The organism is Streptomyces sp. AA1529 (assembly GCF_000280905.1).
Taxonomy (GTDB): Bacteria; Actinomycetota; Actinomycetes; order Streptomycetales; family Streptomycetaceae; genus Streptomyces.
The window spans coordinates 1-24,593 of record NZ_ALAP01000088.1; the positions used below are offsets into that span (position 1 = coordinate 1).

Here is a 24,593-nt window from a genome sequence, read left to right on the forward strand (position 1 = left end):
GGTATGTCGACCTGGCTTGCTCTAGGATTTCTTTTGTGTGTGCCACGAAGAGGAGGCGAGGCCTATTTCCTTTGCTCTTCTCGCATAGCGAAAGATAATCGAGCGCAGCCATCACTGTTTTACCTGTGCCGGTTGGAGCGACGAGCAAGGCGCCCGACCTCTCATGGATTTCCCGCTCTGCCCTTAGTTTTTCCAGCATCGATTTCTGGTGTGGCTGCGGAGTGATATGAGTAGAAATATTCTGTTTCTGACCTACAGGTGCCCATTTCCGTTTTGCGATCGCGGCACGCAAACGGTCGCCGTCAGTATCTGGATTGTAGGGCTCGAAATATCCAGATTCCCAATAGTCCTGAAAGGTCGCCTCGAAGGTGCCAAGTACGCTGGGTGCCGAAGTGGGAGAGACTCTAATATTCCACTCTAGGCCTGTACTCAGGGCTGACTTCGAAAGATTTGAGCTGCCAATGTAGGCGGTGTGGAATCCGGTATTGCGCCGGAAGAGCCATGCCTTTGCGTGAACGTTCGATTGGGACGATTCGTAGTTGATGCGTACTTCGGCTCCAAAATCACGGACCAGGCGGTCGACCGCCTTGGGGTCAGTTGCTCCCATGTAGGTCGAGGTGAGAATCCGGATAGGGGTTCCACGATTCCGTGCATCGCGCAGAGCGGACCTCAAATGGTAGGTGCCCGACCACATAATGAAAGAGCACAAGAGTTCCACAGCGTCGGCCGAGGAAATTTCTCTCCGTAGTTCCTCGCCCATGCGAATCGCGTCCCGCCGATTGGTGATAAGGGTCGCCTCTGACATGGGCGTGCTCGGGCGAGGGAGGGGCGGTTGCTCAGATTCTTTACTGAGGGCGAGAAGCTGTCGTGGTCCCTCGGCAAGCAACCCTGCGGGCTGGGCGTCACCGTGCAGCCGCTTCAGTAGGAGGTTGCTGTAGAGCACTCGTTCAAGAGGGGACAGCTCAGCAAGCTTCTCCTCGACTGCATCAGCGATATGGCGAGCCAGTATCCGTGGAGCCGCGCTGGGATCAACTTGTGCTTCCTCGGTAGCCCATCCGGCACTGTGCAATTCCTCCAGGCGAGACCGGAGTTGATGTGTGATGAGCGACTCGTACAGTCCAGCGATCGGGCGCTCGTGGTGATGCGGGTCGGTCATGTCCCCCCCTGGGTCACTTGTGCTGTCTCACGTTCTACCAGTGACCTATGACAGGGGAGGCCGATCACGTCACATCGCGGAGCCGTGTAGTAGCTCTCGATGGCTCACGGGTGTTGAAGAGAAGCCCGTCTGTTCGCGCGGCGGTTCAGGACACAGAGCTCAGCGCATCGGATACCCCGTCCAGCGGGGGGCCGGGGGGCGGCTGAGGGCGAGGGCCGCGCTGGTGGTGGGTGGGCCGGCCAGGGGGCGGTTGGTCCAGAGGCGTTGGAGGAGGGCATGCTCGCGGGATGCGAAGTCCGGGGCGGTGGCTCCGTTGTCGGCGCGGGCGCGGAGGATTGCCAGGGCGCCGGCGTCCTGTTGGTAGGCGGCGACGGTGCGGGCCGCTTCGGGGCCGTGGCTGCGGCGTGCCATGGCGCGGGCCATCGAGCGGGCGCGCATCGAGGAGAGCGACCAGGGTTCCGGCTCGCTGAACCATCCGGCGGCCGCGTAGGCGGGCAGGGTGTTCCGCACCAGGCGCAGGTCGTGCATGCGGGACCAGATAGCCAGCCAGGTCAGCGCGCCGAAGACGGGGATCATGAAGAGGCCGTACACGGCGAGGAACGTGTAGTTGGCGAAGGACGCCGAGCCGTTCCAGATGGCGTGCAGCAGCACTCCGGTGAACCAGCCCAGCAGGGGCAGCGTCCAGCGCAGTACGCGCCGGCGCCGGGGGAGTGCGGCGACCATGCCGAGGGCTATGCCTGTCATCGAGGTGAAGAGCGGATGGGCGAAGGGCGCGAAGACGATGCGGATGACGAACGTGCCGGCTGTCACCGAACCGGCGAAGCCGTCCGGGTTGAGCAGCGTGTCCTTCCCGTAGGCGGTGCCGAGATAGAGGATGTTCTCGGTGAAGGCGAACCCGGCGGCGGTGATGCCGGCCGCGGCGATGCCCGAGACGACGCTGTCGAGGTGGCGGCGGCGGAAGAGGAAGATCAGCAGGATGGCGCCCGCTTTGGTGGTCTCCTCGACCACGGGAGCGATGACGGTGGCGCCCAGCGTGTCCGCCTGGTCGGGGGAGTCGACGACGACGGACGAGGCGAGCCAGTCGGTGGCGAAGCCGTTGGCGAGGATCGCCACGAGCGTCGCCGCGCAGGCGCCCCAGGCGAAGGCGAACAGGTGGGTGCGCCAGGGGACGGGCTGCGGTGCGCCGAGCCAGCGGAACGCGGCCAGCAGCAGCGGTACGGGGAAGAGCGCGAGCCCGAATCCGACCAGCAGGCCCCGGGTGCCGGTCTGCTCCCGCACCAGCGCCAGGATCATCAGTCCGCACAGGGCGAGCAGCACGATCACCGAAGCGGCGCGCAGCGTGCGCTGGTTCCGCTGCCACCAGGACGGCACCGGATGGGCCGACATGGCGTGGAGCATCCCGCTGTGCGGCGGTCCGTTGTGCGGCGTTCCGCCGTGCCCGGCGTCGTGCGGCGGGGCTCCCCAGCCGGACATGGGGGCCGGGGGCGGCGTGGCGGAGCCGGCTGACGTGGGGGGCCCGGGAGCGTGGGTGCCGTGCGGGGGCGCGGCCACCTCCGGATAGTGCGGCCCTGCCTGCGGGACGCCACCGACCGGGTCCGGGCCGCCGACCACGGGTCCGGGACCGGGCGGCTGCGGGGCGGCGGCGGGCGTGCGAGGCGGCGTCGGGCCGTACGGCGGCTGTGCGGCGGCGGGCGCGGGAGGGAAGGCGGCACCGGGGGCTCCCCAGTCCCCCGCGGACTGCGGCTCCGGTCTGTCCTGTGGCTCCGGCCCGTAGGGCGGTGCTGGTCTGTAGGACGGTGCCGGTGCCTCGCCGGAGGGCTGCCGGGCCGCCGGGGGTCCGGGGAAGGCGGCATCGGCGAAGGGCGTCCCGGTGGGCGGTGCCCCGGCGGCCGGGGCCGGAGGGTGCGTGGCCGGGGGTGGCGACGGAGGCAGGCGTCGGCGCATGGCCCGGGTCGGCGAGTCCGCGATCTCCTGCGGCCCCGAAGCATCGCCTTCCGGCTCCGGTATGCGCTCCTCGGCCGGTCCCTCGGCTCCGGAGGCGCCCCCGGACCCGTCCGGGCCCGGAGAGCTCTGCGGCGCGGCCGGCCGGGCGGGCGGAACGGGTGCCGGAGCGCCGGACTGCCCGGGCGTCATCGGGTTCGACGGGGCGCTGGGAGCGCCGGTTGCCTCGTCATGCACCCATCGACAGTAACCAGTGTGGGTGACATGCGCTGCGGCACCGCCGCAACCGCTGCCGGGCGACGGTCGCAGGTCGGCCACCGCCGCCGACGACCGACCTGCCTCGGGGCGGGCTCAGCGGCGCCGGAAGAGCAGGTCCCGCACCTTGTGGCCCTTGTCCAGGCCCTGCCCTTCGAAGCGGGTGAGCGGCCGGTTCCCGGGGCGGGGCGCGAACCCCCCGTCGGGCTGGGTGTTCTCGTACGCGGGGTGGGCGCTGAGCACGTCGAGCATCTGCTCCGCGTAGTTCTCCCAGTCGGTCGCGCAGTGCACGAGGGCACCCGGCCGCAGCGGGCGGGCCGCCAGATCCAGGAACTCGGGCTGGAGCAGGCGCCGCTTGTGATGGCGGGCCTTGGGCCACGGGTCCGGGAAGTAGAGCCGCAGCCCGGAGAGCGAGTCGGGCGGCAGCATCTCCCGGAGCAGGATGATGGCGTCCCCGTTGCCCACCCGTACGTTCGTGAGGCCCTGCTCGTCGGCGAGGCGCAGCAGATTGCCCTGGCCGGGGGTGTGGACGTCCACGGCGAGGACACCGGTGGCCGGGTCGGCGGCCGCCATCCGGGCCGTGGCCTCGCCCATCCCGAAGCCGATCTCCAGTACGACGGGCAGGTCGGGGTCGTCGAAGAACGCGCCGAGGTCGAGTTTCCGCAGCCCGTCCACGTCGAAGCCCCAGCGCGGCCACAGCCGCTCCAGCGCCAGCCGCTGCCCCTTGGTCACGCGGCTGCGGCGGGGCTGGAAGCTGCGGATGCGGCGTTCGTGGTGGGAACCGGCCGGGTCGGGCGAGGGCCCGGCGCCGGGCGGGAACATCCGCGCCATCGGCCGCTGAGCCTGCTTGCCGCCGCGGCCGGTTCCGCCGCCGTCCTGCCCCGGTCCCGGCAGCTGCCCGGTGCCGGGACCGGCTTCGCCGCCCTGACCCTGCTCGCCGTCGGGATCGGGCTCGCCGTCGGAGCCGCGCGCGGATCCGGTGCCGGACACCGAGCCGTCGGACCCGAGGCCGTCGGACCCGAGGCCGTCGGACCCGGAACCGAAGCCGGAACCGGAACCGGCGGGCAGGCGGCCGGCGGGCAGGGAGCTGCCGGGCACGGAGTCGTCGGCCGGCGGCCCCAGCGTGGGCGCGGGGGCGTCGTGGGTGGGCTCGTCGCTCTGGGGGAAGTTGCTGCTTTCGGACACGATGGTCTCGATTTTACGGGCCGCCGGAGGACAGCGGCGAAGCGTCCCTCAGCGTTCGGCCAGCGCCCCGGCCACCCGCCGGGCGATCTCCCGGCCGATGGGCAGCGAGGCGGTCGCCGCCGGGGAGGGCGCGTTGAGGACGTGGACGGTGTGCGGGCCTTCCGCGAAGAGGAAGTCGTCCACGAGCGTGCCGTCCCGCAGCACGGCCTGGGCGCGTACCCCGGCCGGTGCCGGGCGCAGGTCGGTGGCATCCACCTCGGGCAGCAGGCGCCGTACCGCCGCGGTGAAGGCCGGGCGGGAGAGCGAGCGGTGCACCTCCCCGGCCCCGTAGCGCCAGTGGCGGCATGCCATGCGCCAGGTACCGGGGTGGGTCAGGAGTCCGGCCAGCTCGGTCGGGCGCACGGTGCGCCACGTGTATCCCTCGCGGGCCGCGGCCGGAACGGCGTTCGGGCCCAGGTGCACGCCGCCGTGCACGCCGCGGGTCAGGTGTACGCCCAGGAAGGGGAAGGCCGGGTCGGGTACCGGGTAGACGAGCCCGCGGACCAGGTGTTCCCGCTCGGGGGCGAGCTCCGCGTACTCGCCGCGGAAGGGCAGGACGCGGGCCTGCGGGCTGTCCCCGGCGCGGCGGGCGACGGCGTCGCAGTGCAGCCCGGCGCAGTTGACCAGGGCGCGCGCCCGCACCACCGCACCGTCCGCCGTGCGGACGGCGACCCCGCGGCCCGGGCGGCGGTCGATCGCCTCGACCTCGCCGGCGGTGCCGTACCGGACCTCGGCGCCGGCGTCCCGCGCCGAGCGGGCGAGCTGCTCGGCGACGGCGACGAAGTCGGCCACGCCGGTCGTCCCGACGTGGATCGCCGCCAGACCTCGGACGTGCGGCTCGTGTTCCGCGATCTGGGCGGGCCCCAGCTCCCGGACGGGGATGCCGTGCTGTCTCCCGCGCTGGATGAGGGCGTGCAGCCGGGGCAGTTCCTGCTGCTCGGTGGCGACGATCAGCTTGCCGGTCACCCGGTGCGGAATGTCGTGTTCCGCGCAGAATTTCACCATCTCCGCCGCGCCCTGGAGCGCGAACCGCGCCTTGAGGGAGCCGGGCGGATAGTAGATCCCGCTGTGGATCACCCCGCTGTTCCGCCCGGTCTGGTGCCGGGCCGGACCGGGCTCCTTCTCCAGGACGACGACCCGGGCGCCGGGCGACCGGCGGGTGAGCGCGTAGGCGGTGGACAGGCCGACGATGCCCGCGCCGATCACCAGCACGTCGCAGTCGAGTCTTACGGACGTCGAGGACACGCCCCCCATCATGAACTGCCTCCGCTTCCCCGCCTCAGGTGCCCTCCCGCCTCACATGCCGTTCGGCGTACGGAGCCCGCTCACGCCGGAGCCACCAGCAGCGGCCGGGCCCGCTCGCGCAGCTCGGCGACGCGCGGCTCGTCCCCGTAGGGCTCCAGCCGGTGCAGCAGATCGCGGACGTACTCCGTGGTGCGCGCGGAGGAGATGCGTCCCGCCACCTCCACGGCGCGCACTCCGGCGGCGCAGGCCGCGTCCAGATTGCCCGACTCCAGCTCGGCGACGGCGGAGACCACCAGCCGCAGCCCGTGCGAGCGGACGAACTCCTCCTTCGGCTGGGAGAGCGCCTTCTCCGTGAAGCGGCGCACCTGCCGGGGCGCCTTCAGATCGCGGTAGCACTCGGCGGCGTCGGCCGCGAGCCGGTCGTAGGAGTAGAAGTCGAGCCAGCAGGGGTCGGGGTCGCCCTCCCGGGAGCGCTCCAGCCAGCTCTCGGCCGCGGCCAGCGCTCCGGCGCACGCCTGTGCCTCGTTCGCCTTCGCGTGCGCGCGGGCCTCGACGAGCTGGAAGAAGCTCATCGTGCGGGCCGTCGCCAGCCCCCGGTTGCGCTCCAGCGCGGCCTGCGCGAGGTCGACGCCCTCGTCGGCGAAGCCCCGGTAGGTCGCCTGGAGCGACATGGAGGCGAGCACATAGCCGCCCAGCGGAACGTCGGCGGCGGCGCGGGCCAGCCGCAGCGCCTGGATGTAGTAGCGCTGCGCGGCCTCCTGCTGCCCGGTGTCGAACGCCATCCATCCCGCGAGCCGCGTCAGCTCGGCCGTCGCGCCGAAGAGCGAGCGGCCCACCTCGTCCGTGTACGCACCCAGCAGCAGCGGAGCGGCGTCCACCCGCAGGCACTCCGGCACCATCGACGAACGCCAGTCCCCACCGCCGTACTTCGAGTCCCAGCGGCGCGCCTCGTCCGCCGCCTCGCGCAGCTTGACGACATCGGTGTGGCCGACCCGCAGCGGGGTGCCGACCTCGTCCGTGTCCGCGCCGCCCTCGCGGCTCTCCTGCCCGTCGAGCGCGTCCTGCACGTCCCGTGCCCCGCTCTCGGCGGGGGCGTCGGGGCCGGCTTCGGCGCCGTCGTTCGACGGGTGCGTCCCCTCCAGGAGTTCGAGGTGGCGCGCCACCGAACTGTCCGCGGGGGTTATGAGCCAGCGCGACGCGGGAGTGGCATAGGCGCTCACCGCGAACGAGCCCGCCAGGGACTGCCAGATGCTGCCGCCGCCGCGCCGCCCCGCGAGGTCGAGGCGGTAGAGGTCGGTGGCCGACTTGACGGCGGCCCCGACGTCGCGGGGGAAGGCCAGCCCGACCTCGGGCGTCGGATCGGCGTCCGCGAGGCCGATCTCGTGCAGCGGCACCGGACGGCCGAGCTTGCTGCCGATGGCAGCGGCGATCAGGTGGGGCGCCGCTCCTTGCGGCACCATCCCCTTCGACACCCACCGGGCCACCGACGTCTTGTCGTACCGAAGCGTGAGGCCGCGCTGGGCCCCCAGGTCGTTGACCCGTCGGGCGAGTCCGGCGTTGCTGATCCCTGCGAGGGCGAGGACGGTGCCGAGCTTCTCATTCGGCCCGCGTGACTCCCTGGACATGCGCACCCCTGACCACACCGACGACCGCCCCGCGGCTGAGGCGCGGGGCCCCTCCCGCGACTGCGCGGATGCGCGGCGCGGAAAGCATTGGGAACACAGCGTAGTTCGACGGATCCCGACCGTTAAGAGGCGTCCTGCCGGATGGCGAGATATGTGTCCGTACGCGTGTACGTGCAGGGGTCACGTGCCAACCCGATACTGCCCCGCGCGGAGCGGCTGGAATCATGCGCGCCGTGCGGGAAACGGCCGTCTTGCGGGACGCCCGATGCTGTGCTCCTGGCGTGTGGCCGTGCGCCCATGCATGCGCCTGCCCGGCACGGAGGGGGAGGAGTTCGATGGGAGTCGCGTGGGTCGGCCCGCTGCACCGAGGAATCAGTGGGCTGGGGGACACCGCCGTCTCATTCCCCGCGGGCGGCGGTCCGGGCCGGGAGGTGCGTCGCGCGCCTCCCGGCCCCGCAACGGAACGGCGCCCGGGCGGGGTTCGGGAACCGGCAGCCGGCCGGACCGCCCCCGCGGAGCAGCTGTCCGGCAGCGCCGCACGACGTCCCCGCGATCCTGTGCCGCGGCCCCTTCGCACCTGCCCGGACGTGGGCTTTCCGGTGAAGCGCGGGTGACCGCCCGAGACATGCCGCGGTGTGCCGTGCGGCGGGCCGCGCCCTGTCGGGCCCCGGTCGCGGCCCGCGGCGGCCGCCCGTCCGGCGGTGCCGCGCCGCGGTCCGGGGCACCCGCCGGACGCCGGGTGGCGGCGGTGCCCGGGGCCGGCTGCCGCGCGGGGTGCCGGTCCCGCCGCGTTCACCGTCCGGGTACGCGGCCGACCCGGGGCCCGTGATCGTGTGCCCCCTCCTGCGCTTCTGTGCCCCGCGTGTGCGACGGGTCCGTGCGCCCTGCGCGCACGTCCTGTGCGGATCGCGTGGGGCTGTCGGGCTCGTCCCTGCTGTCTTCGGCACGCCGTCCGTTCGGGGTTGCACGGTGGAGCGTCGGAGAAGGTTCTGCGGGACTGCCACAGCCGTTCATATTTGGCCGAATGACATCGGTCGCGTGTGCGGTGCCGGATGGGCACGCCGGGGGTATATGCCGCCCGGCGCCCGGAGGTTCCCGGCGGTCCGAGAACGCCGCACGGCGCGGAGCCGCCGCCGGATGCGCCGAGGTCCGCGCCCCCTCGTACGCCGCCCGCGCGCCACTCTCATGGCACCATGGCCGCAACGGCAGCGGCTGCCCCGGCAGCAACGGCGGCGGCTCCGCCGACGCAGGGCATCCGGCCCGGGTGTTCCGCGCGGTGGGGCGAGGGCACGCGCGGTGGGGCAGACAGTGGAGTGACGCGAAAGCAGGGCGGCGATGCGTTGGTTGGTGGGGTGGAGCAGCGCCGCGGCAGCCTCCGACGGCCGCCGCGGTCCCGTCCGCACCGCCAACGGCCGGGACGGACACGGCTCCCCGGGCCCGTACGGTTCCCCGGGCCCCGGCCCGTACGACTCCGCCGGACCGGCCCCGCACTCCGCGCACGTACCCGACGGAGAGGACGGCGTCCTCCGGCCCGTCGGCGCCCAGGTGCTCTGGGGCGGCCCCGATCCGCTCTGGGCCGTCGGCGACTGGCGGCCCGACGAGATCCGCGTCGTCGAGTCCGAACCGGGCAGCCGGCTCGCGGTGCTGGGCTGCTGCGGCGCCACCGACGACGAACTGCGGCTCGGGCTCGTCGCCGCACGCGGCGGAGCGTTCCGCCACCTGACCGCCTGGCCCGGCAGCTACACCGCCGTCGCCTCCGTGGGCCGCCGCGTCACGGTGGCCGCCGACCTCGCGGGCGCCCGGCCCGTCTTCCACGCGCCCTGGGCCGGAGGGACCGCCTACGCGACAGCCGCCCTTCCGCTCGCCGACCTGATCGAGGCCGAACTGGACTTCGGCGAACTCGCCGTCCGGCTGGCCTGCCCGGAAGCCCCCGAGGCGCTCGGCGACGGCACCCCCTTCCGCGGCGTACGCAGGGTCCCGCCGGGTCACGCGCTGATCGTCCGGGACGGCGGCAGCCGCGAGATCGCCGGTTACGAGACCTCCGGCTCGCTGGTCGTCGGCGCCCCGCCCGTCGACCCGGAGACGGCGGTCGCCGGGGTGCGGGACGCGCTCGTGGACGCCGTGCGCGCCCGGCTCACCGCACCCCGCCACGCCGCCGAACACGACACCGACGTACGCGATCCGGGCCCGGTGCCCGGCATGGGCCCCGCCGACCGGCAGCGGGCACGCGGCGGCCCCGCCCCCGGAGTCGGCGCCGACCTGTCCGGAGGACCTGCGTCCGGCACCCTCGCCCTGCTCGCCGCCGGACTGCCCGGCACGCCGGGGACCGTCCTGGGCTCGGGCGCGGCCGGGGCGGGAGAGCGGCTGCTGGCCGTCACCTTCAACGACCTCACCCTGGCGAACCGCACCGCCGACCCGCACGACACCGCAGGCGCCGACAGTCATCTCGCGGAGCTGGAGCGGGCGCACAGCATCGCGGAGAACCCCCGGCTGCGGCACGTCGTGGTGACCGGCGGCCAGGAGGCGCTGCCCTACGCGGACCTGACCGGCGGCCCCCTCACCGACGAGCCGGGCCCCTCGCTGGTGACCGTGGAACGCCACCGCGGCCGGCTCTCCGCGGGCAGCTCGGACCACTTCCTCGGCTCCGGCGCCCGCCAGGTCGTCGACGCGCACCCGGCCCGGCTGGCCGACCTGCTGCTGGACCGGCGCCGCCGCCATCTGGTGCGGCCCGTCGCCGCGCTGGCCCGCGCCGAGGGGCAGAGCGGCGGACCGGCCGCGGGCCGCTCCCTGCTGGTGCCCGTCACCATCTACCGCGCGGCCCGCAGGCTGGCCCGCACCTCCTACCGCGACGGGGTGACGGAGGCGGCGGCGCTGCTGCGCGACAGCACGTTCACCGCCGCCGCGTTCGACCCGTACCCCGAGGGCGGCGAGAGCGCCGTGGACGCCTCCGTCGCCGCACTCACCTGGTGCCGCCCCGGACCGGCCGCGCGCTGGCTCACCGGTGAGGCCCTGGCGGAGGTCTCGCTGCGGCTGGAGGGCGCGGCGCAGGCCCGCCCGTCCGTCGAACGCCCCGGCGAACGACGGGCCCGGGCCGCGCTCACCCGCGCCGCCGCCGACCACCGGGTCTTCGAGCAGGCGGTCGAGATCCGCGGACAGCGACTGCACGCCCCCTTCCTCGACAACCAAGTCGTCCGCGCGGCACGGGAACTGCCCGAAGCGCTCCGCGTGCGCCCGGAGGCCCGCGGTTTCATACTGCGGGCCGCACTCGCGGGCGCGGGCGTGCACGAACTCCCGCCCGGCTGGGGCGCCCCCACCCACGCCACACACCACGCCGCCCTGCGCGCGGGGGTGCGGCTGGCCGCCGAGCAACTGCTGGAACTCTTCCGGGCACCGCTGCTGGCAGAGGCCGGACTGGTGGAGGCCCGGGTCGTACGCCAGGCCGTCCAGCGGGTCGCGCGGGGCGAGCAGTTGCCCGTGGAAGGCATCGCGGACCTGGTCTCCACGGAGCTGTGGCTGGGCCGGCTGCTGGCCCGGCGCGGCACCTGCTGGACGGGGTCGGCCGCGCCCCGCCACCGCGCCGCAGCGGCGGGCGTCCATCCGGACGGCCGCTACGAACGGGTCCTCCCGCCCACCGGCGCGTGACGTCCCTCCCCGGCCATCGGCCACCGTCCGCTGCCGGTCCGGAGACCCGCCTGCCGCCCGCCGCGGGGCCACGCGCCGTCCGGCGTCTGCGGGGCACGCGCCGCCCGGCGACGGCGGGGGACGCGCCGCCCGGCGTCTGCGGGGTGCCGCAGCGCCCGGCAACCGGGGAGTGAGACGTCCGGCAACTGCAGGGTGACGACGTCCGGCGACTGCCCTGAACGGCGTGCCCCCCGGCCCTCGTCGCGGCCCTCGATCGCGGCTTCCGGTCCCCGCTCACGGTCCCCGCTTCCGGTCCCCGCTCACGATCCCCGGGACTCCGGTGTGCGCGCGATCCGGTTCGGCGTTCCGCGTCACGGCCCCGGACGGCCCTGCCGGAAGGACGGGACTCCTCCGCACGGAAAATGCCTCCGGCGGTTCGGCCCCGACAGGGACAATGGGCCCGTGCGGTATCTGATCCTGGGGGCGAGCGAAGCGCGTGACGAGGCCGGACGGCCTCTTCCGCTGGGCGGGCAGCGGCTGCGTGCGCTGCTTGCCGCTCTCGCACTGCGCGCCCCCAACCGCGCTCCCGCCTCCCAGGACACGCTGATCGACGAGGTGTGGGCGGACGCGTCGCCCGAAGCGCAGCCGGAGAACGCGCCCGCCGCGCTGCACGCGCTGGTCAGCAGGCTGCGCCGGGCTCTCGGCAAGGACGCCGTCGAGTCGCTGCCGGGCGGCTACCGGCTCCGGATCGACCCGGAGCGCGACGTCATCGACCTGGTGCGCTTCGAGGAGCTGGCCGCCGAAGGGGAGCGCGCGCTGGCGGCGGGCGAGCCCGAGCGGGCTGCCGCCGTCCTCCGCGAAGGGCTCGCGCTGTGGCGGGGCCCCGCGGTGGCCGACCTGCCCGACCGGACCTCCGCCGCCGCTCGTGCCGAAGCCCTGCGGCACACCGCACTGCTGCGCCGCCTCACCGCCGACCTGGCTCTGGGCCGTGCCGAGCGGATACTTCCCGAGCTGCGCGAACTCGTCCCCGAACACCCGCTCGACGAGCCGTTGCAGACGCTCCATCTGCGCGCGCTGCACGAGAGCGGCCGCACGGCCGAGGCGCTAGCCGGCTACGAGTCCGTACGCCGGGACATGGCCGCCCGCCTCGGCGCCGACCCGGGCTCCGAACTGCGGGCACTGCACACCGAACTGCTCTCCGCCGGCATCGGGGAGGAGCCGCCCGGGACGGGTGCCGGTGCCCGGCGTCCCCCGGGCACCCGGCGGGCGGACCCGGGGCCGGTTCCGGGTGCTGTCCCGTCGCAGGGCCCCGAAACCCGGCCCGGTGTCGCGGCAGCACGGGACGGCGCGGGCCGGCGCCCCGGCCGACAGCCGTCCGCCGGCCCGCGAACCGGCGCGGCAGCGGCCCGTGTCCCGGCTGCGGCTGCGGCTGCGGCTGCGGATTCCGGCCTGGAGTCCGGCCCGGATTCCGGCGCGGCCGAGGCTCCCGATGCGACTCCGGTGCCGGTTCCCCCTTCCGCTCCGCCCGGCAACCTCCGCTCCCGGCTGACCAGTTTCGTCGGACGCGAGGCCGACATCGCCGCGATCCGCTCCGACCTCGACGCGGCCCGGCTCGTCACCCTCATCGGGCCCGGCGGTGCGGGCAAGACACGGTTGGCCGAACGGGTCGCCGCGACCGCGGCCGCCGCCGATCCGGCGCCGTATCCCGACGGCACCTGGCTGGTGGAACTCGCCCCGCTCGACCATCCCGCTGCAGTCCCGGGCGCCGTGCTCAGCGCACTCGGCCGCCGGGTGACCTCGCTGTCCAGCGCCGCGACGGAGAGCGCCCGCCCGCTGGTCGGCGAGGGGGATCCGACAGCCCTGCTGGTCGAGCACCTGGAGCAGCGCCGCCTGCTGCTCGTGCTCGACAACTGCGAGCACGTCGTCCACGCCGCCGCCGGCCTCGCCGAGACGCTGCTGGCCCACTGCCCGGGGCTGACCGTGCTGAGCACCAGCCGCGAACGCCTGGACGTGCAGGGCGAGACGGTACGTCCGGTCGAGCCCCTGCCGCCGGCGTCCGCGCACCGGCTGTTCGCCGACCGCGCCACGGCGGCCCGCCCGGGATTCCGGCCGGGCGCCGACCCGGCCGCGGTCGCCGAGATCTGCCGACGCCTCGACGGGCTGCCGCTGGCGATCGAACTCGCCGCGGCCCGGCTGCGGTCGCTCACCCCGCGTCAGACAGCCGACCGGCTCGACGACCGCTTCCGGCTGCTGACCAACGGGAGCCGCACCGTACTGCCGCGGCAGCAGACCCTCCGCGCGGTCGTCGACTGGTCCTGGGACCTGCTGGACGACCGCGAGCGCGCCGTGGTGCGGCGGCTGTCCGTCTTCGCGGGCGGCTGCACCCTCTCCGCCGCCGAGCACGTCTGCGCCGGCAGCATGCCGACGGCCGCGGACGGTCCACCGGAGGCGGCGGCCGAGCCGACCGTGCCCGGGGCCGAGCCACCGCCGTCCGGCGCCGAGCCACCGCCGTCCGGCGCCGAGCCGACCGTGCCCGGCGCAGAGCCGACCGCCGGCGCGGACCGATCGGCGCCCGCCTCGCACGGACCGGTTCCCACCCCGCCCGCCCCGCACGGACCCGCGGAGAGCGCCGGGCGCTCCGCCGACCCGGGCATCCGTCCGGACGAGGTGCTCGACCTGCTCTCCGCCCTGGTGGACAAGTCCCTCCTCGTCGCCGACCAGCCCCCGGACCAGTGCGGTACCGGTATGCGCTACCGCATGCTGGAGACGATCCACGACTACGCCCGCGAGCGTGCCGCCGGACATCCGGCCGAGCGCCGGGCGGCCGAGGCACGGCACACGGCCCAGCTCCTCCGCTTCGCCAACGCGGCCGAACCGCGCCTGCGCTCCGCCGAACAGCTCTCCTGGCTGCCCAGGGTCGAGGCCGACCTGGACAACATCCGTGCCGCGCTGCGCCGCTCGCTCAGCCACGGGGACCGGGAGTCGGCCGTCGCGTTCGTCCGCGCCGCAGGCTGGTTCTGGTGGCTGCGCAACTACCGTGACGAGGGCGCGCACTGGGTCGAGTCCGTGCTGGCGCTGCTCCCCGCCGCCGCGGAGGAGCGCGACCCGGAGGAGGAGATGCTCTTCCGGGAGCTGCAACTGCTGGACTACTTCCTGCTGTCCGAGCACCACACCCAGAAGCTGCTCTCCGATCCCCACCACCGGGCCGTCGCCGAGGAACTGGTCGCCACCTTCAGGAAGCCGGGCCCGGCCGCCGCCCGCTTCCCCGGCATCTTCTGGCCCTTCACCGGCTATCTCGTCGACGGCAGCAAGGCCGTGGCCCCGCTGATGGACCTGGCCGTCGCCAACTGCCGCCGCCACAGCGAGCCATGGGGGCTGGCCGTGGCACTGCTCTTCCGAGCCCACGTGCGTATCGACCGCCCGGGCGGGCTGTCCCTCACCCACGACGACCTGCCCGAGATCGCCTCCCTCGCCGCGAGCACCGGCGACCGCTGGCTGCTGGGCCAGTTGTGCGGACTGCGTGCGGAGACCGCCCTCCAGGAGGGGCGCTACGACGACGCCCGGGCGGACTTCGAGACCGCCCTGCGGTACGCGGAGCAGCTCGGTGCCCTCACCGAGGTGCCGCTGCTGCTCGCCCGCATCGCCGACGTGTGGTTCCGCCGCGGCGACACCGGCCAGGCCGACCGGCTGGCACGGCGCGCCGTCGCGGAGGCCGAACACCTGGGCATCAGGGACGCGCTGACGCTGGGTGTCTTCCTCCGCGCGGTCGCCGCCACCGAGGCCGGGGACCTCGTCTCGGCCCGGGTGCTCCACGGGCAGGCCGAGGAGCACGCCGCGGCGGGTTCGCCGCCCGCGATGTTCGACGTCATGCTGCGGATTCTGGACGCCCGGATCACCGCCTCCGAGGGGACCGGACCGCCCGCGGCGGCCGTTCGCAAGATCACCACCGCGCTGCGGCTCGGCCTGGAGATCGGTATCCCGGAACACCTGGTGGGCCAAGCCCTGCTGACCGCGGGCTACATCCTGCACCTCGCGGGTCGGCACGCGGCGGCGGTCGAGTTCGCCGACGCGGCGCGCCGACGGCGCGGAAAGCTGCCCGCGAGCGTTCCCGAACTCCGCCTCGACCGCACGATCCGCGCCTGCTCCCCGGCCGGTGGCGCCTACTCCCCGGCCGGTGGCACCGCCGCCCGCCGCCCGCCGCTGACCGGTGCCGGGGCCGTCGAGCGGTTGGCCGAGCTGTGCGGCCAGTTCGGTGCCGACAGCTCCACGGAGACGGCGCCGCCCACCGTCGCGGGGTGACGTTTCACCACCAGCCGCACCGTACGGTCCCCGCTGCCGGAGCTGAGCGTCACCGTGTCCCGCGTGATCTCGATGACGTGCCGCGCGGGCGGTGCGGGCGGCGGTGCCGGGCGGGGCGGGCTGGGCCGCGGCGGCGCCGGGGCGGGCTCCGGAGGCGGTGTCCGGCGCGGCGGTTCCGGCTTGCCGGGCTCGGCCGCGGGAGCCGGCGCCGGGCTCGTCGCGGGGCGCGGCTCCTCCGCCTCCTTCCGCGGCGGCGCCGGATCGGGCGCGGCAGGTCCCGGCCCCGGCGTGCCCGGCCGCGGCGCCGGGTCGGGCTTCCGCGGCGGCTCGCTCGGCTCACCGGGCCTGCCGGGGGCGGCGGTCGGTGCGGGGTGCCGGGCCTCCGGCTTCTCGGAGGGTTCGTCGGCGCCGCCGCTCAGCGCGTACGCGAGCACCGCACCGGCCGCCGCCACCACCCCCAGCCCGATGCCGGCCTTCGCCGGGGCGCCGAGCCCTTCGGAGGCCGCACCGCCGGCCCCGGCACTTCCGCCGCTGCCCGCTGCCGCGCCGCCTGCCGCCGCCGCGCCGCCGCCTGCCGCTGCCGCGCCGCCTGCCGTCGGCGCACCGGTGCCGAGCAGCGCACCGAACGCCTGGGCGCCGCCGGTCGTTCCGAACCAGCCGACCAGAGCCACCGGCACCAGCAGCCTGATGTGCTCGTTCAGGTCCCGGACCTCCGACGCCGCCTGGTGGCAGGCCGGGCACTCCTCCAAGTGCCGGGCCAGTCCGCGCTCGGCCCGCATCCGCAGCCCACCGCGCGCATAGGCGCCCAGCCGGTCCGCGTACCGCGCGCACTCTCCGCCCTCGGTCGTCAGCGCCTGGCTCACATGGGCCTGCAGATAGGCCTGCTTGAGGTGTTCCCGCGCCCGGTGGGCCGCCGTCGCCGTGGCGCCGCGGGTCTTTCCCAGCAGCGGCGCCACCTCCTGCGGCGGCACGCCCTCGACGGCCGTGTGCCACAGCAGCATCCGGTCGTACTCGGACAGGCTGCGGAACGCCCGGACGATCAGCCTCTGCTCCGCCTCTCGCATCGCGCGCACCTCGGCACCGGGCGCCAGCGTCTCGCCCTCGCCGGCCGCGGTGCCGGCCGCCGCCTGCGCGAATGCCGCGAAGTCGTCCACCAGCCGCTCGCGCCGCCGGGTCCGTGCCCAGTCCGCCGCCACCCGCCGCACGGAGGCGAGGAGATAGGCGCGGACCGACGCTTCGGGCCCCTTGCCGCCGCGCACGGCCTGCAACGTGCGCGCGAAGACCTCGCCCGTGAGGTCCTCCGCGGTGTCCGCGTCCCGGCAGCAGGTCCGGGCGTAGCGGCGCACCGGCTCGGCGTGCCGCCGGTACAGCTCCTCGTACGCCCTGTCGTCGCCCTCCCGCATCCGGGCGAGCAACTCCACGTCGGAGACGCCGTGGCCGCTGTGCCCGCTCCGGACCCCGCGCTCGGTACCGCGGGGCGGGCGGCCGGCATCACAGCGACTCCCGTGGTCCTCCGAGCGGCCGGGCCGCCGCCGCTGCTCGGGCACCTGGCGCCCGGCGGCGTTCCCGGGCCGCCCCTGGGCGGGGTCCGGGCCGGACCGTCCGGGCCTCTGCTCCCTGTCACCACCCATAGCCGCGACTTCCGTACTCGCCCTGCGTGCTGACCATCGCGTCAGAGTGGCACAGCCCCGGCGGACCGGAACCCGACAAGCAGACCAACCACTCGTTCGGGTTGTTCCGTACGGTTCTGCGAATGCCGAGGCGGGCCGTCAGCCGTCCGCGGCCCCGGGGCAGTCCGACAGCCCGCGAACAGCGCGCCGCCGCCAGCCGCAAGGCGTCCGCGGCAGGCGACGAGGCCGTGCGGAACGCCGGACGGCAGGCGGCGACCGACGGGACGGCCGAGCGGCCGCCCGCCGACAAGTGGTGCGCCGGACGGCAGGTAGCGCCCCGCCCGATCAGCCCCCGATCAGCGCCCGCTGCGGGAGCGCAGTCCCTCCAGCAGGATGTCCAGCAACCGGGTCGAGGCAGCGGCCTGCTGCGCCGCGTCCGGCAGCGACGGCGCGGCGGTCGCTATCACCAGCAGCACATCACCGACGGTCACGTCCGGCCGCAGTTCGCCCGCCGCCCGCGCCCGCTCGACCAACTGCCCGACGACCTGCAGCAGCTCGGCCGCCCCGGGATCGTCCTCCAGCCCGTCGTACGCCGCGCCCGAACCGCCCTCGGCGGTCACCGCTGCGGCCGGAGCACGTTCCACCAGCCGCAGTTCCGGCTGGCCGCCCTCGGCGCGGGCGGGCGCCTCCGCGGACTGGCCCGGCGCCGACGTGCGCTGCGGAGGCACCCGCAGCGCGCTCTCGGCCCGGCCCTCGCGGCCCTCGGCCCGGAGTATCCGGGGCGGCAACAGCCGTCCGGCCCCGGAGGCGACCGAAGTACGCAGGAAGCGGGAGAGCGCCGACCAGGGTTCCTCCTCCTGGCCCAGCGCGGCCCGCGCCTGTTCGGTCAACCGTGCTGTCTCTTCCTCGGCTATCCGCCTGACCAGCACGTCCTTGCTCGGGAAACGGCGGTAGACCGTCCCGACCCCCACCCGTGCCCGGCGTGCGACGTCCTCCATCGGCGCGCCGTAGCCCAGCTCGCCGAAGACCTCGCGCGCCGCGCGCAGTACGTGCTCCAGATTCCGCTGTGCGTCCACCCGCAGCGGAGCGGTCCGCCGCGCGGTCGCGGTCGCGGTGGCGTGTGCGGTGGCCTGGCTCTCCGTGACGGTCGGGACAGCGGTCGGCGCCGCCCCCGCACGAGAGCCGTGCATACCCTGAATGCGCATCGTTGTTCCCCCGGTAAATCCCTGTCTCCCCCCGGAGACCCCCGCGTCCGCGGGGCCGGGATACGGCGCACTGGTCCAGAGGCCGCACCCGCTGGGGTACGAACATAGTTGAGCCCACCCCGAGAGAGAAGAGGGCGTCCGGGCACGGCCCTCCGACAGCCGAACCCCGGTATCGGCCGTACCGCGGACCGACCCCCTGCCCACCTGCCCGATACCCCTCGTGACCTGCGCGGACCGTACCCTCTACGACATCAGCGGTACCACGGGTGCCCGGCGCGCCCTGGTCACATGATTGACGTGTCCTGTGGACAAACGAGGGGCCGAGGGTGCGTCATGGTCAGGTGACGAAGGCCACGAAGGAACCTGCGGAACCCGCGCGCATCCTCGTCGTCGGCGGCGGCTACGTCGGCATGTACACGGCTCTGCGCCTCCAGCGCAGACTCAAACAGCGCCTCAGGCACGCCGCCGGCGTGGTCGAGGCCGCCGCGCCGGACGCGCCGGACGCGCTGGGTACCCCGGGCGCGCCCGTCGCCTCGTCACTGGAGTCCGCCGCCGGGGTCATCATCACGATCCTCGACCCCGACCCGTACATGACGTACCAGCCGTTCCTGCCCGAGGCCGCGGCCGGATCGATCTCCCCCCGGCACGTCGTCGTCCCGCTGCGCCGGGTACTGCCGGACTGCCAGGTCATCGTCGGCGAGGCGCGCACCATCGACCACGCACGCCGTGTCGCGCACATCAGCACACTCGCCACGGAGGAGGCCGACGCCGCCCGCGCGGGCCGCGCGGCCCCGGGGGAGCACCCCGAGCCGCAGACCCTCGAACTGCCCTACACCGAACTCGTGCTGGCACCCGGATCCGTCGCGCGCACGCTCCCGGTGCCCGGCCTGGCCGAGCACGGCATCGGATTCAAGACCGTCGAGGAGGCCATCGGCCTCCGCAACCACGTGCTCGAACAGCTCGACATCGCCTCCTCCACCCGGGACCCCGCCCTCCGGGACGCCGCCCTCACCTTCGTCTTCGTCGGCGGCGGCTACGCGGGCGTCGAGGCGCTGGCCGAACTGGAGGACATGGCCCGCTACGCCTGCCGCTACTACCACAACATCACCGCCGACGACCTGCGTTTCCTGCTGGTGGAGGCCAGCGACCGGATCCTGCCCGAGGTCGGAGCCGAGATGGGCGGGTACGCGCTGCGCGAGCTGCGTGCCCGCAACATCGACGTGCGCCTGGAGACCCGCCTGGACTCGTGCGAGAACAGGGTCGCCGTCCTCAGCGACGGCTCCCGCCACCCCGCGCGCACCCTGGTGTGGACGGCCGGCGTCAAACCCCACCCCCTGCTGGCCCGCACCGGACTGCCGGTCACCGGGCGCGGCAAGCTCAAGTGCGCGGCCACCCTGCGCGTCGAGGGGACCGAGCACGCCTGGTCGGCCGGCGACGCGGCGGCCGTCCCCGACCTCACCGCCGACACAGAGCCGACGGACGGCGCGGAGCCCCCGCTGTGCGCCCCCAACGCGCAGCACGCCGTCCGGCAGGCGCGCAGCCTCGCCGACAACCTCGCCGCGGTCGGCGAAGGCCGGGAACCCACCCCCTACCGGCACTCCTACGCCGGATCCGTCGCCTCCCTCGGGCTGCACAAGGGCGTCGCCCACGTGTACGGACGGAAACTCAAGGGCTACCCTGCCTGGTTCATGCACCGCGCCTACCACCTCAGCCGGGTGCCGACCTTCAACCGGAAGGCACGGGTGCTGGCGGAATGGGTACTCTCCGGCCTGTTCAAGAGGGAGATCGTCTCCCTCGGCTCGCTGGAGCACCCCCGTGCCGAGTTCGAATCCGCGGCGGGCACCGTACGGCGCCCCGACGAGAACTGAGGGTTCCACCGGCACGGTGGGCCACACTGGACATGTGACCATGGGTGGGCCCGCGCCTGCGAAGCGTGACCCCGAAGCGGTCCGGAGCGACCGAGCGAACACCGCGAACACCGCGAACCACACAAGGAATCGGACGACGTGAACTTCACGCGCTGGAGCGCCCGACTGCCCGGCACACAGCGGCGCACCGCAGCCGCCCAGGCCGCGATAAAGGCGCGAGCGCGGTCGGCCGGGACCTCCGGCAGCGGCTCGGACGACGGCAACGGGACCACCCGCCGCGGCGGTGCCGCCGGCGGCACCGCGGACGGGGAGGCGGAAGCGGGCGGCGGGGAACCGCCGGCCGGCCCGACCGCCGCTCCCGCGGCCGCCCCGCCAGCCACCTCCGGCTCCGACCGCCCGGCGCTGCCCGGCCGGGCGGCCCACCCGCACGACGACGTCCCCGACAACCCCACCGTCCCGGCGGCCCGCAGCCGCCCGCCCGCCGCGGCCGAAGCGGGCTCCCCCGCCGGCCCCGGCGCGGAGACCGCGCCGGACTCCGTCCCGGCCCCCGCATCCGGTCCGGGACGGGAAGCCGCGCCGGGGCGGGAAGCCGCTCCCGGGACCGGCGCCGGAGCAGGCGCCGGAGGAGATGCCGAGGCGGGCGCCGGGACCGCGTCCGACGAGGCGGGGTGGCAGCGCAGACGGGCCATCGACGCGCTCCCGGTCCGCGCCCTGCTCGGGGAGGTCCCGGCGCTGGCCGCCGTCGTGCACGGCCCCGAGCACCGCATCGCCTTCGTCAACGACGCCTACAGCCGCGTCTTCGGACCCCGCCCCACCGGGGCGGCGGCCCGCGAAGCCCTGCCCGAACTCGTCGAACTCGGCCTGCTCCCGCTGATGGACCAGGTCCGGCGCAGCAGTCGGCCACGTACGGTCAAATCCCGCCGCGTCCCGCCGCAGCAGGGCGCGCCCGGCGGCAGACGGCGCCCCGGCTACTACACCTTCACCTGCACCCCGATCAGCACCTCGGGCGACAGCGGAGTGCTCATCTTCGCCGCGGACGTCACCGACCAGGTGGAGGCCGCGGAGCGGCTGCGCGCCAGCGAACGCCGGCAGCGCGAGGCCGCTGTCACCCTCCAGCGCAGCCTGCTGCCCCAGGAGTTGGAGCAGCCCGACGACCTGCGCGTGGCCGCCACCTACCAGCCCGGCGGAACGGACGCCGCCGTCGGCGGCGACTGGTACGACGTCATCACCCTCGGCGCCGGCCGCACCGCGCTCGTCATCGGCGACGTCATGGGCCGGGGCGTACGCGCCGCCGCCGTCATGGGCCAGCTCCGCACGGCGGTCCGCGCCTACGCGCGGCTCGATCTGCCGCCGCACGAGATCCTGCAACTCCTCGACGGACTCGCCGCCGAGATCGACGCCTCCCAGATCGCCACCTGCGTCTACGCCGTCCACGACCCCAACGAGGGCTGCCTCAGCTACGCCTCCGCCGGACACGTGCCCATCCTGGTGCGGGACGCGGACGGCACCGTCCTGCGGGCCACCGAGCACACCGGCCCGCCGCTGGGCACCGGCGGCTGGCTGCACACCTCCGGCAGCCTGCCGCTGCCGGAGGGAGCCACCGCCGTCCTCTACACCGACGGCCTGATCGAACGCCGGGACGCCGACATCGACGAGGGCGTAGCCGCACTCGAACACGCCTTCGCAGGCGCCACCGGCTCCCCCGACATCGTCTGCGACCGGCTGCTGCGCGCCCTGGGCATCACCGAGGACCACGACGACGACGTGGCGCTCCTCGTCTTCCAGCACCCCGCACGGACCGGCCCCGACGCCGAGCTGTTCCACAACGCGGCACTCGACCTGCTCGGCGGCACCGAAGCGGCCCCGCGCGCCCGCGCCTTCGCCTCCGGCGTCCTGGCCTCCTGGCGCTTCCCGACCGAACTCCGCGACCTCGGCGTCCTGGCCGCCAGCGAACTGGTCGCCAACTCCCTCCAGCACGGCACCCCGCCCATGCGGCTGCTGCTGCGCCGCACCGACCGCCGCCTGATCATCGAGGTCACCGACGGCGACGACCACCTCCCGCGCCGCTGCCGCGCCGAACCGGGCGACGAGGCCGGGCGCGGTATCTCGATCATCGCGACGATCGCCTCGGCATGGGGGAGCCGCCGCACTCCGGGCGGCGGCAAGTCCGTGTGGTGCGAGTTCGCCCTGCCCGGCGGCAGGTAGGTGCGCACGGCCGACAGGCGCCCGCGGCCGGAGCAGTCGGACGGCCGGACGGAACCCGGGTCCCGTCCGGCCCTGAAGCCGTCCGTACCGCGGAACCTCAGCAGGCTGCCCCGACGGGCTGCTCCTCGACGGCCGGACGGGTGGATTCCCCGCGCGCCACGATGACCGAACCGGGCCGGTCCTCGCGGTCGGTGAGCCGCCGTCCCAGCACCAGCGCCAGCCCGGCGACGCCCAGGCAGCACAGCACCAGCACCACGATGTACGCCGACCAGGCACCCGCCGCGGCGAGCGCCCCGCCCACGGCAGGGCCCACGGCCAGCGCCAACTGCTTCACCAGCGCGAAAGCGGAGTTGTACTGGCCCACCAGGCGCGCCGGAGCCAGATCCGCGACCAGCGGCGCCACGGTGGGCGACAGCATGGTCTCGCCGATCCCGAACAGCGCGTAGGTACCGATGAGCAGCGCGGTCGCCACCGCCTGCGCCCCGTGCACAAATCCGGACGCCCCCGCGGCCAACCACGCGACCGTCCAGATCAGGCCCACCAGAGCCACGACCCGGCTGCGCCGGCGCCGCTCCACGAGCCGCAGCACCACGAACTGGGCCAGCACGATCATCGCGGTGTTGGCAGCCAGCGCGATCCCGAGCGTGGACGTCGAGATCCGGGTGACCTCCACCGCGTACGCCGACAGCCCCGACTCGAACTGCCCGTAGCAGCCGAAGAAGATCACGAACCCCAGGACGCACAGCAGCACCATCGACCGGTCCCGCAGCAGCACGCCCCATCCCGAGCCCCGCGCGCCGCCGGCCTCGGCGCCTCCCTCGGCCGCCATGGCCGCCGGACGGCTCATCCGCACCGTCACCAGCACCGCGAGCAGCACCAGGAACATCGTCGCCTCGATGACGAACAACAGGGTGAAGCTCGCCGGGTCGTGCTCGTCGACGAGCATGCCGCCCAGCAGCCCGCCGACCCCGAGCCCGAGGTTGTTGAGGAAGAACTGGGTGGCGAAGGCACGGGAGCGGGACCCCGGCGTGGAGCACCACACGATCATCGTCGCGAGCGCGGGCTGCAGCACGGCGATCCCGGCACCCATCACGGCGGAGGCGACCAGCACGGCGGCCGCGCCGGTCGACAGGCCGAAGCCCAGTGCGCCCAGTGCGGCCGAAACGGCACCGACGACGACCATCACCATGGGGCCGTTCCGGTCGATGACGCGCCCGGTGAAGGGCAGCACGAGCAGCGCGGCGGCGGCGAACGCGGCGAGCACCGCGCCCGCCGTACCGTCGCCGAGTTCCCGCACCCGTGCGACGTAGACGAAGAGGAACGGCACCGTGAAGCCGTTGCCGAACGCCGCCAGCGCGTTTCCGAGCTGGATCCGCCGCAGCGCGGCGGCCTTCGCCGAGGACGCCGAGGACGCCGAGGACGCAGCCGTGGTCAACACTCACCTACCTGAGTCGAGGGGGAACAAGGAGTACAGCTACGAAGACTTCGAAGCTAAAGTTCGATCCTAAAGAATACACAGCGCAAGCGTTTAGAGCGAATGAGTTGCCGTGCGATACTGCGCACATGCCGGACCGACAACCGACGCTCGACGAGCAGATCGCCATCTACCAGCGGGAGTACCGCGAGCTCGACCCCCAGGTGGAGAAGGTGGTCAACGCGCTGAGCAGGCTGGACCGCAGGATGAGCGTGGCCTACGGGCGCCAGCTCGCGACGCTCGGTCTCAGCAGCCCGGAGTGGGAGGTCCTCAAGGAGCTCGTCATGGCCGGCAGCCCCTACCAGCTCTGGCCCGGCACCATCGCCAGACGGCTCGGCCTCACCCCGGCCGCGATGACGCACCGCATCGACCGGATGCTCACCCAGGACCTCGTCACCCGTGAGCGTGACCCGGACAACCGGGTCCGGGTCATCGTCGGTCTCACCGACACCGGCCGGGAGAAGTGGCTCGAGGTCATGCGCATGGCCTCCGTCTTCGAGGAGGAACTCCTCCAGGACCTCGCCACCGAGGAGCGGGTGCAGCTGGGCGACCTCCTCACCCGTCTCCTGCGCCGTGTCGAGCACGCCCAGCCCGACGCCGGCGGCCGCCTCACCGACCTCGACTGACGGCCGGTGCCGTCGGCGGCCCCTCCGGTCCGCGGACTGCCGGACGCCCGGCGGGAGTTGGTCCGCCACCGACGCATCCAGATCCCGGCCCGACGCCGTTTGACACCGCCACAAGTGATCCGTAAGGTTCCTCGGGTTGTCAGCGGCCGGTCACGGCTTCTGGTGACACTTCCCGCCGTTCCGGCGGATCCTCTACTACTGAGCACTCTCCCTTTGCGGGGGTCTGTTCGTCGTGCTTT

Annotated in this window: 12 protein-coding genes and 1 pseudogene; 5 read left to right on the plus strand and 8 right to left on the minus strand. The window is 74.4% G+C overall.

The genetic code is table 11. The annotated features are described in order from the left end of the window. The 5 genes from A949_RS36795 to A949_RS0125265 all read right to left on the minus strand — a co-directional run. On the minus strand, nt 1-1,156 hold a 1,156-nt coding region (locus tag A949_RS36795; RefSeq protein ID WP_158687634.1), incomplete at its 3' end, for a DEAD/DEAH box helicase family protein. A gap of 159 nt (nt 1,157-1,315) precedes the next feature. Then, nucleotides 1,316-2,542, minus strand: coding sequence for a PrsW family intramembrane metalloprotease (locus A949_RS0125250; protein ID WP_237735904.1), 1,227 nt, complete (start codon nt 2,540-2,542; stop codon nt 1,316-1,318). A gap of 906 nt (nt 2,543-3,448) precedes the next feature. Further along, nucleotides 3,449-4,183, minus strand: coding sequence for a tRNA (guanosine(46)-N7)-methyltransferase TrmB (gene trmB, locus A949_RS0125255; RefSeq protein WP_106428901.1), 735 nt, complete (start codon nt 4,181-4,183; stop codon nt 3,449-3,451). Nucleotides 4,184-4,585: 402 nt separating this feature from the next. Next, a complete protein-coding gene (gene lhgO, locus A949_RS0125260) occupies nt 4,586-5,833 on the minus strand; it encodes an L-2-hydroxyglutarate oxidase (protein WP_019358834.1) in 1,248 nt (415 codons plus the stop codon). 68 nt (nt 5,834-5,901) lie between these two features. Further along, nucleotides 5,902-7,446, minus strand: coding sequence for a hypothetical protein (locus A949_RS0125265; protein WP_019358835.1), 1,545 nt, complete (start codon nt 7,444-7,446; stop codon nt 5,902-5,904). A gap of 1,335 nt (nt 7,447-8,781) precedes the next feature. Between A949_RS0125265 and A949_RS0125270 the strand changes: the two genes are divergently transcribed. Both A949_RS0125270 and A949_RS39290 read left to right on the plus strand, forming a co-directional pair. Continuing rightward, the gene (locus tag A949_RS0125270; RefSeq protein WP_026005019.1) at nt 8,782-11,088 is read left to right on the plus strand and encodes an asparagine synthase-related protein; all 2,307 of its coding nucleotides are present in this window, start codon (nt 8,782-8,784) and stop codon (nt 11,086-11,088) included. Nucleotides 11,089-11,529: 441 nt separating this feature from the next. Continuing rightward, nucleotides 11,530-15,366 carry an AfsR/SARP family transcriptional regulator gene (locus A949_RS39290; RefSeq protein ID WP_019358837.1) on the plus strand — a complete coding sequence of 1,279 codons (3,837 nt, stop codon included), beginning with the start codon at nt 11,530-11,532 and terminating at the stop codon, nt 15,364-15,366. Between the two features lie 938 nt (nt 15,367-16,304). On the opposite strand, the pseudogene A949_RS39665 reads toward A949_RS39290, so the two are convergent. Both A949_RS39665 and A949_RS0125290 read right to left on the minus strand, forming a co-directional pair. Further along, nucleotides 16,305-16,997 (minus strand): annotated as a pseudogene (locus A949_RS39665) (RNA polymerase sigma factor); the annotation flags it as partial. Between the two features lie 335 nt (nt 16,998-17,332). Further along, nucleotides 17,333-18,181: a TetR/AcrR family transcriptional regulator gene (locus tag A949_RS0125290; protein ID WP_037707651.1), complete on the minus strand. Its 849-nt coding sequence runs from the start codon at nt 18,179-18,181 to the stop codon at nt 17,333-17,335. Nucleotides 18,182-18,522: 341 nt separating this feature from the next. Between A949_RS0125290 and A949_RS0125295 the strand changes: the two genes are divergently transcribed. Then, on the plus strand, nt 18,523-20,049 hold the full coding sequence (locus A949_RS0125295; protein ID WP_019358840.1) for an FAD-dependent oxidoreductase: 1,527 nt from the start codon (nt 18,523-18,525) through the stop codon (nt 20,047-20,049). A gap of 138 nt (nt 20,050-20,187) precedes the next feature. After that, nucleotides 20,188-22,254, plus strand: coding sequence for an ATP-binding SpoIIE family protein phosphatase (locus tag A949_RS0125300; RefSeq protein ID WP_019358841.1), 2,067 nt, complete (start codon nt 20,188-20,190; stop codon nt 22,252-22,254). Between the two features lie 97 nt (nt 22,255-22,351). Here the strand turns inward: A949_RS0125300 and A949_RS0125305 are convergent, their stop codons facing one another. Beyond that, on the minus strand, nt 22,352-23,692 hold the full coding sequence (locus A949_RS0125305) for an MFS transporter (protein WP_019358842.1): 1,341 nt from the start codon (nt 23,690-23,692) through the stop codon (nt 22,352-22,354). A gap of 125 nt (nt 23,693-23,817) precedes the next feature. Between A949_RS0125305 and A949_RS0125310 the strand changes: the two genes are divergently transcribed. Beyond that, a complete protein-coding gene (locus A949_RS0125310; RefSeq protein ID WP_019358843.1) occupies nt 23,818-24,354 on the plus strand; it encodes a MarR family winged helix-turn-helix transcriptional regulator in 537 nt (178 codons plus the stop codon). Nucleotides 24,355-24,593 lie beyond the last annotated feature (239 nt).

Bases quoted from the DNA above. Each gene is read 5' to 3' on its own strand.
- A949_RS0125270 (WP_026005019.1), top strand. From the start codon at position 8,782: ATGCGTTGGTTGGTGGGGTGGAGCAGCGCCGCGGCAGCCTCCGACGGC.
- A949_RS0125250 (WP_237735904.1), bottom strand. From the start codon at position 2,542: ATGTCGGCCCATCCGGTGCCGTCCTGGTGGCAGCGGAACCAGCGCACG.
- A949_RS0125265 (WP_019358835.1), bottom strand. From the start codon at position 7,446: ATGTCCAGGGAGTCACGCGGGCCGAATGAGAAGCTCGGCACCGTCCTC.
- trmB (WP_106428901.1), bottom strand. From the start codon at position 4,183: ATGGCGCGGATGTTCCCGCCCGGCGCCGGGCCCTCGCCCGACCCGGCC.
- A949_RS0125290 (WP_037707651.1), bottom strand. From the start codon at position 18,181: ATGCGCATTCAGGGTATGCACGGCTCTCGTGCGGGGGCGGCGCCGACC.
- A949_RS0125310 (WP_019358843.1), top strand. From the start codon at position 23,818: ATGCCGGACCGACAACCGACGCTCGACGAGCAGATCGCCATCTACCAG.
- lhgO (WP_019358834.1), bottom strand. From the start codon at position 5,833: ATGATGGGGGGCGTGTCCTCGACGTCCGTAAGACTCGACTGCGACGTG.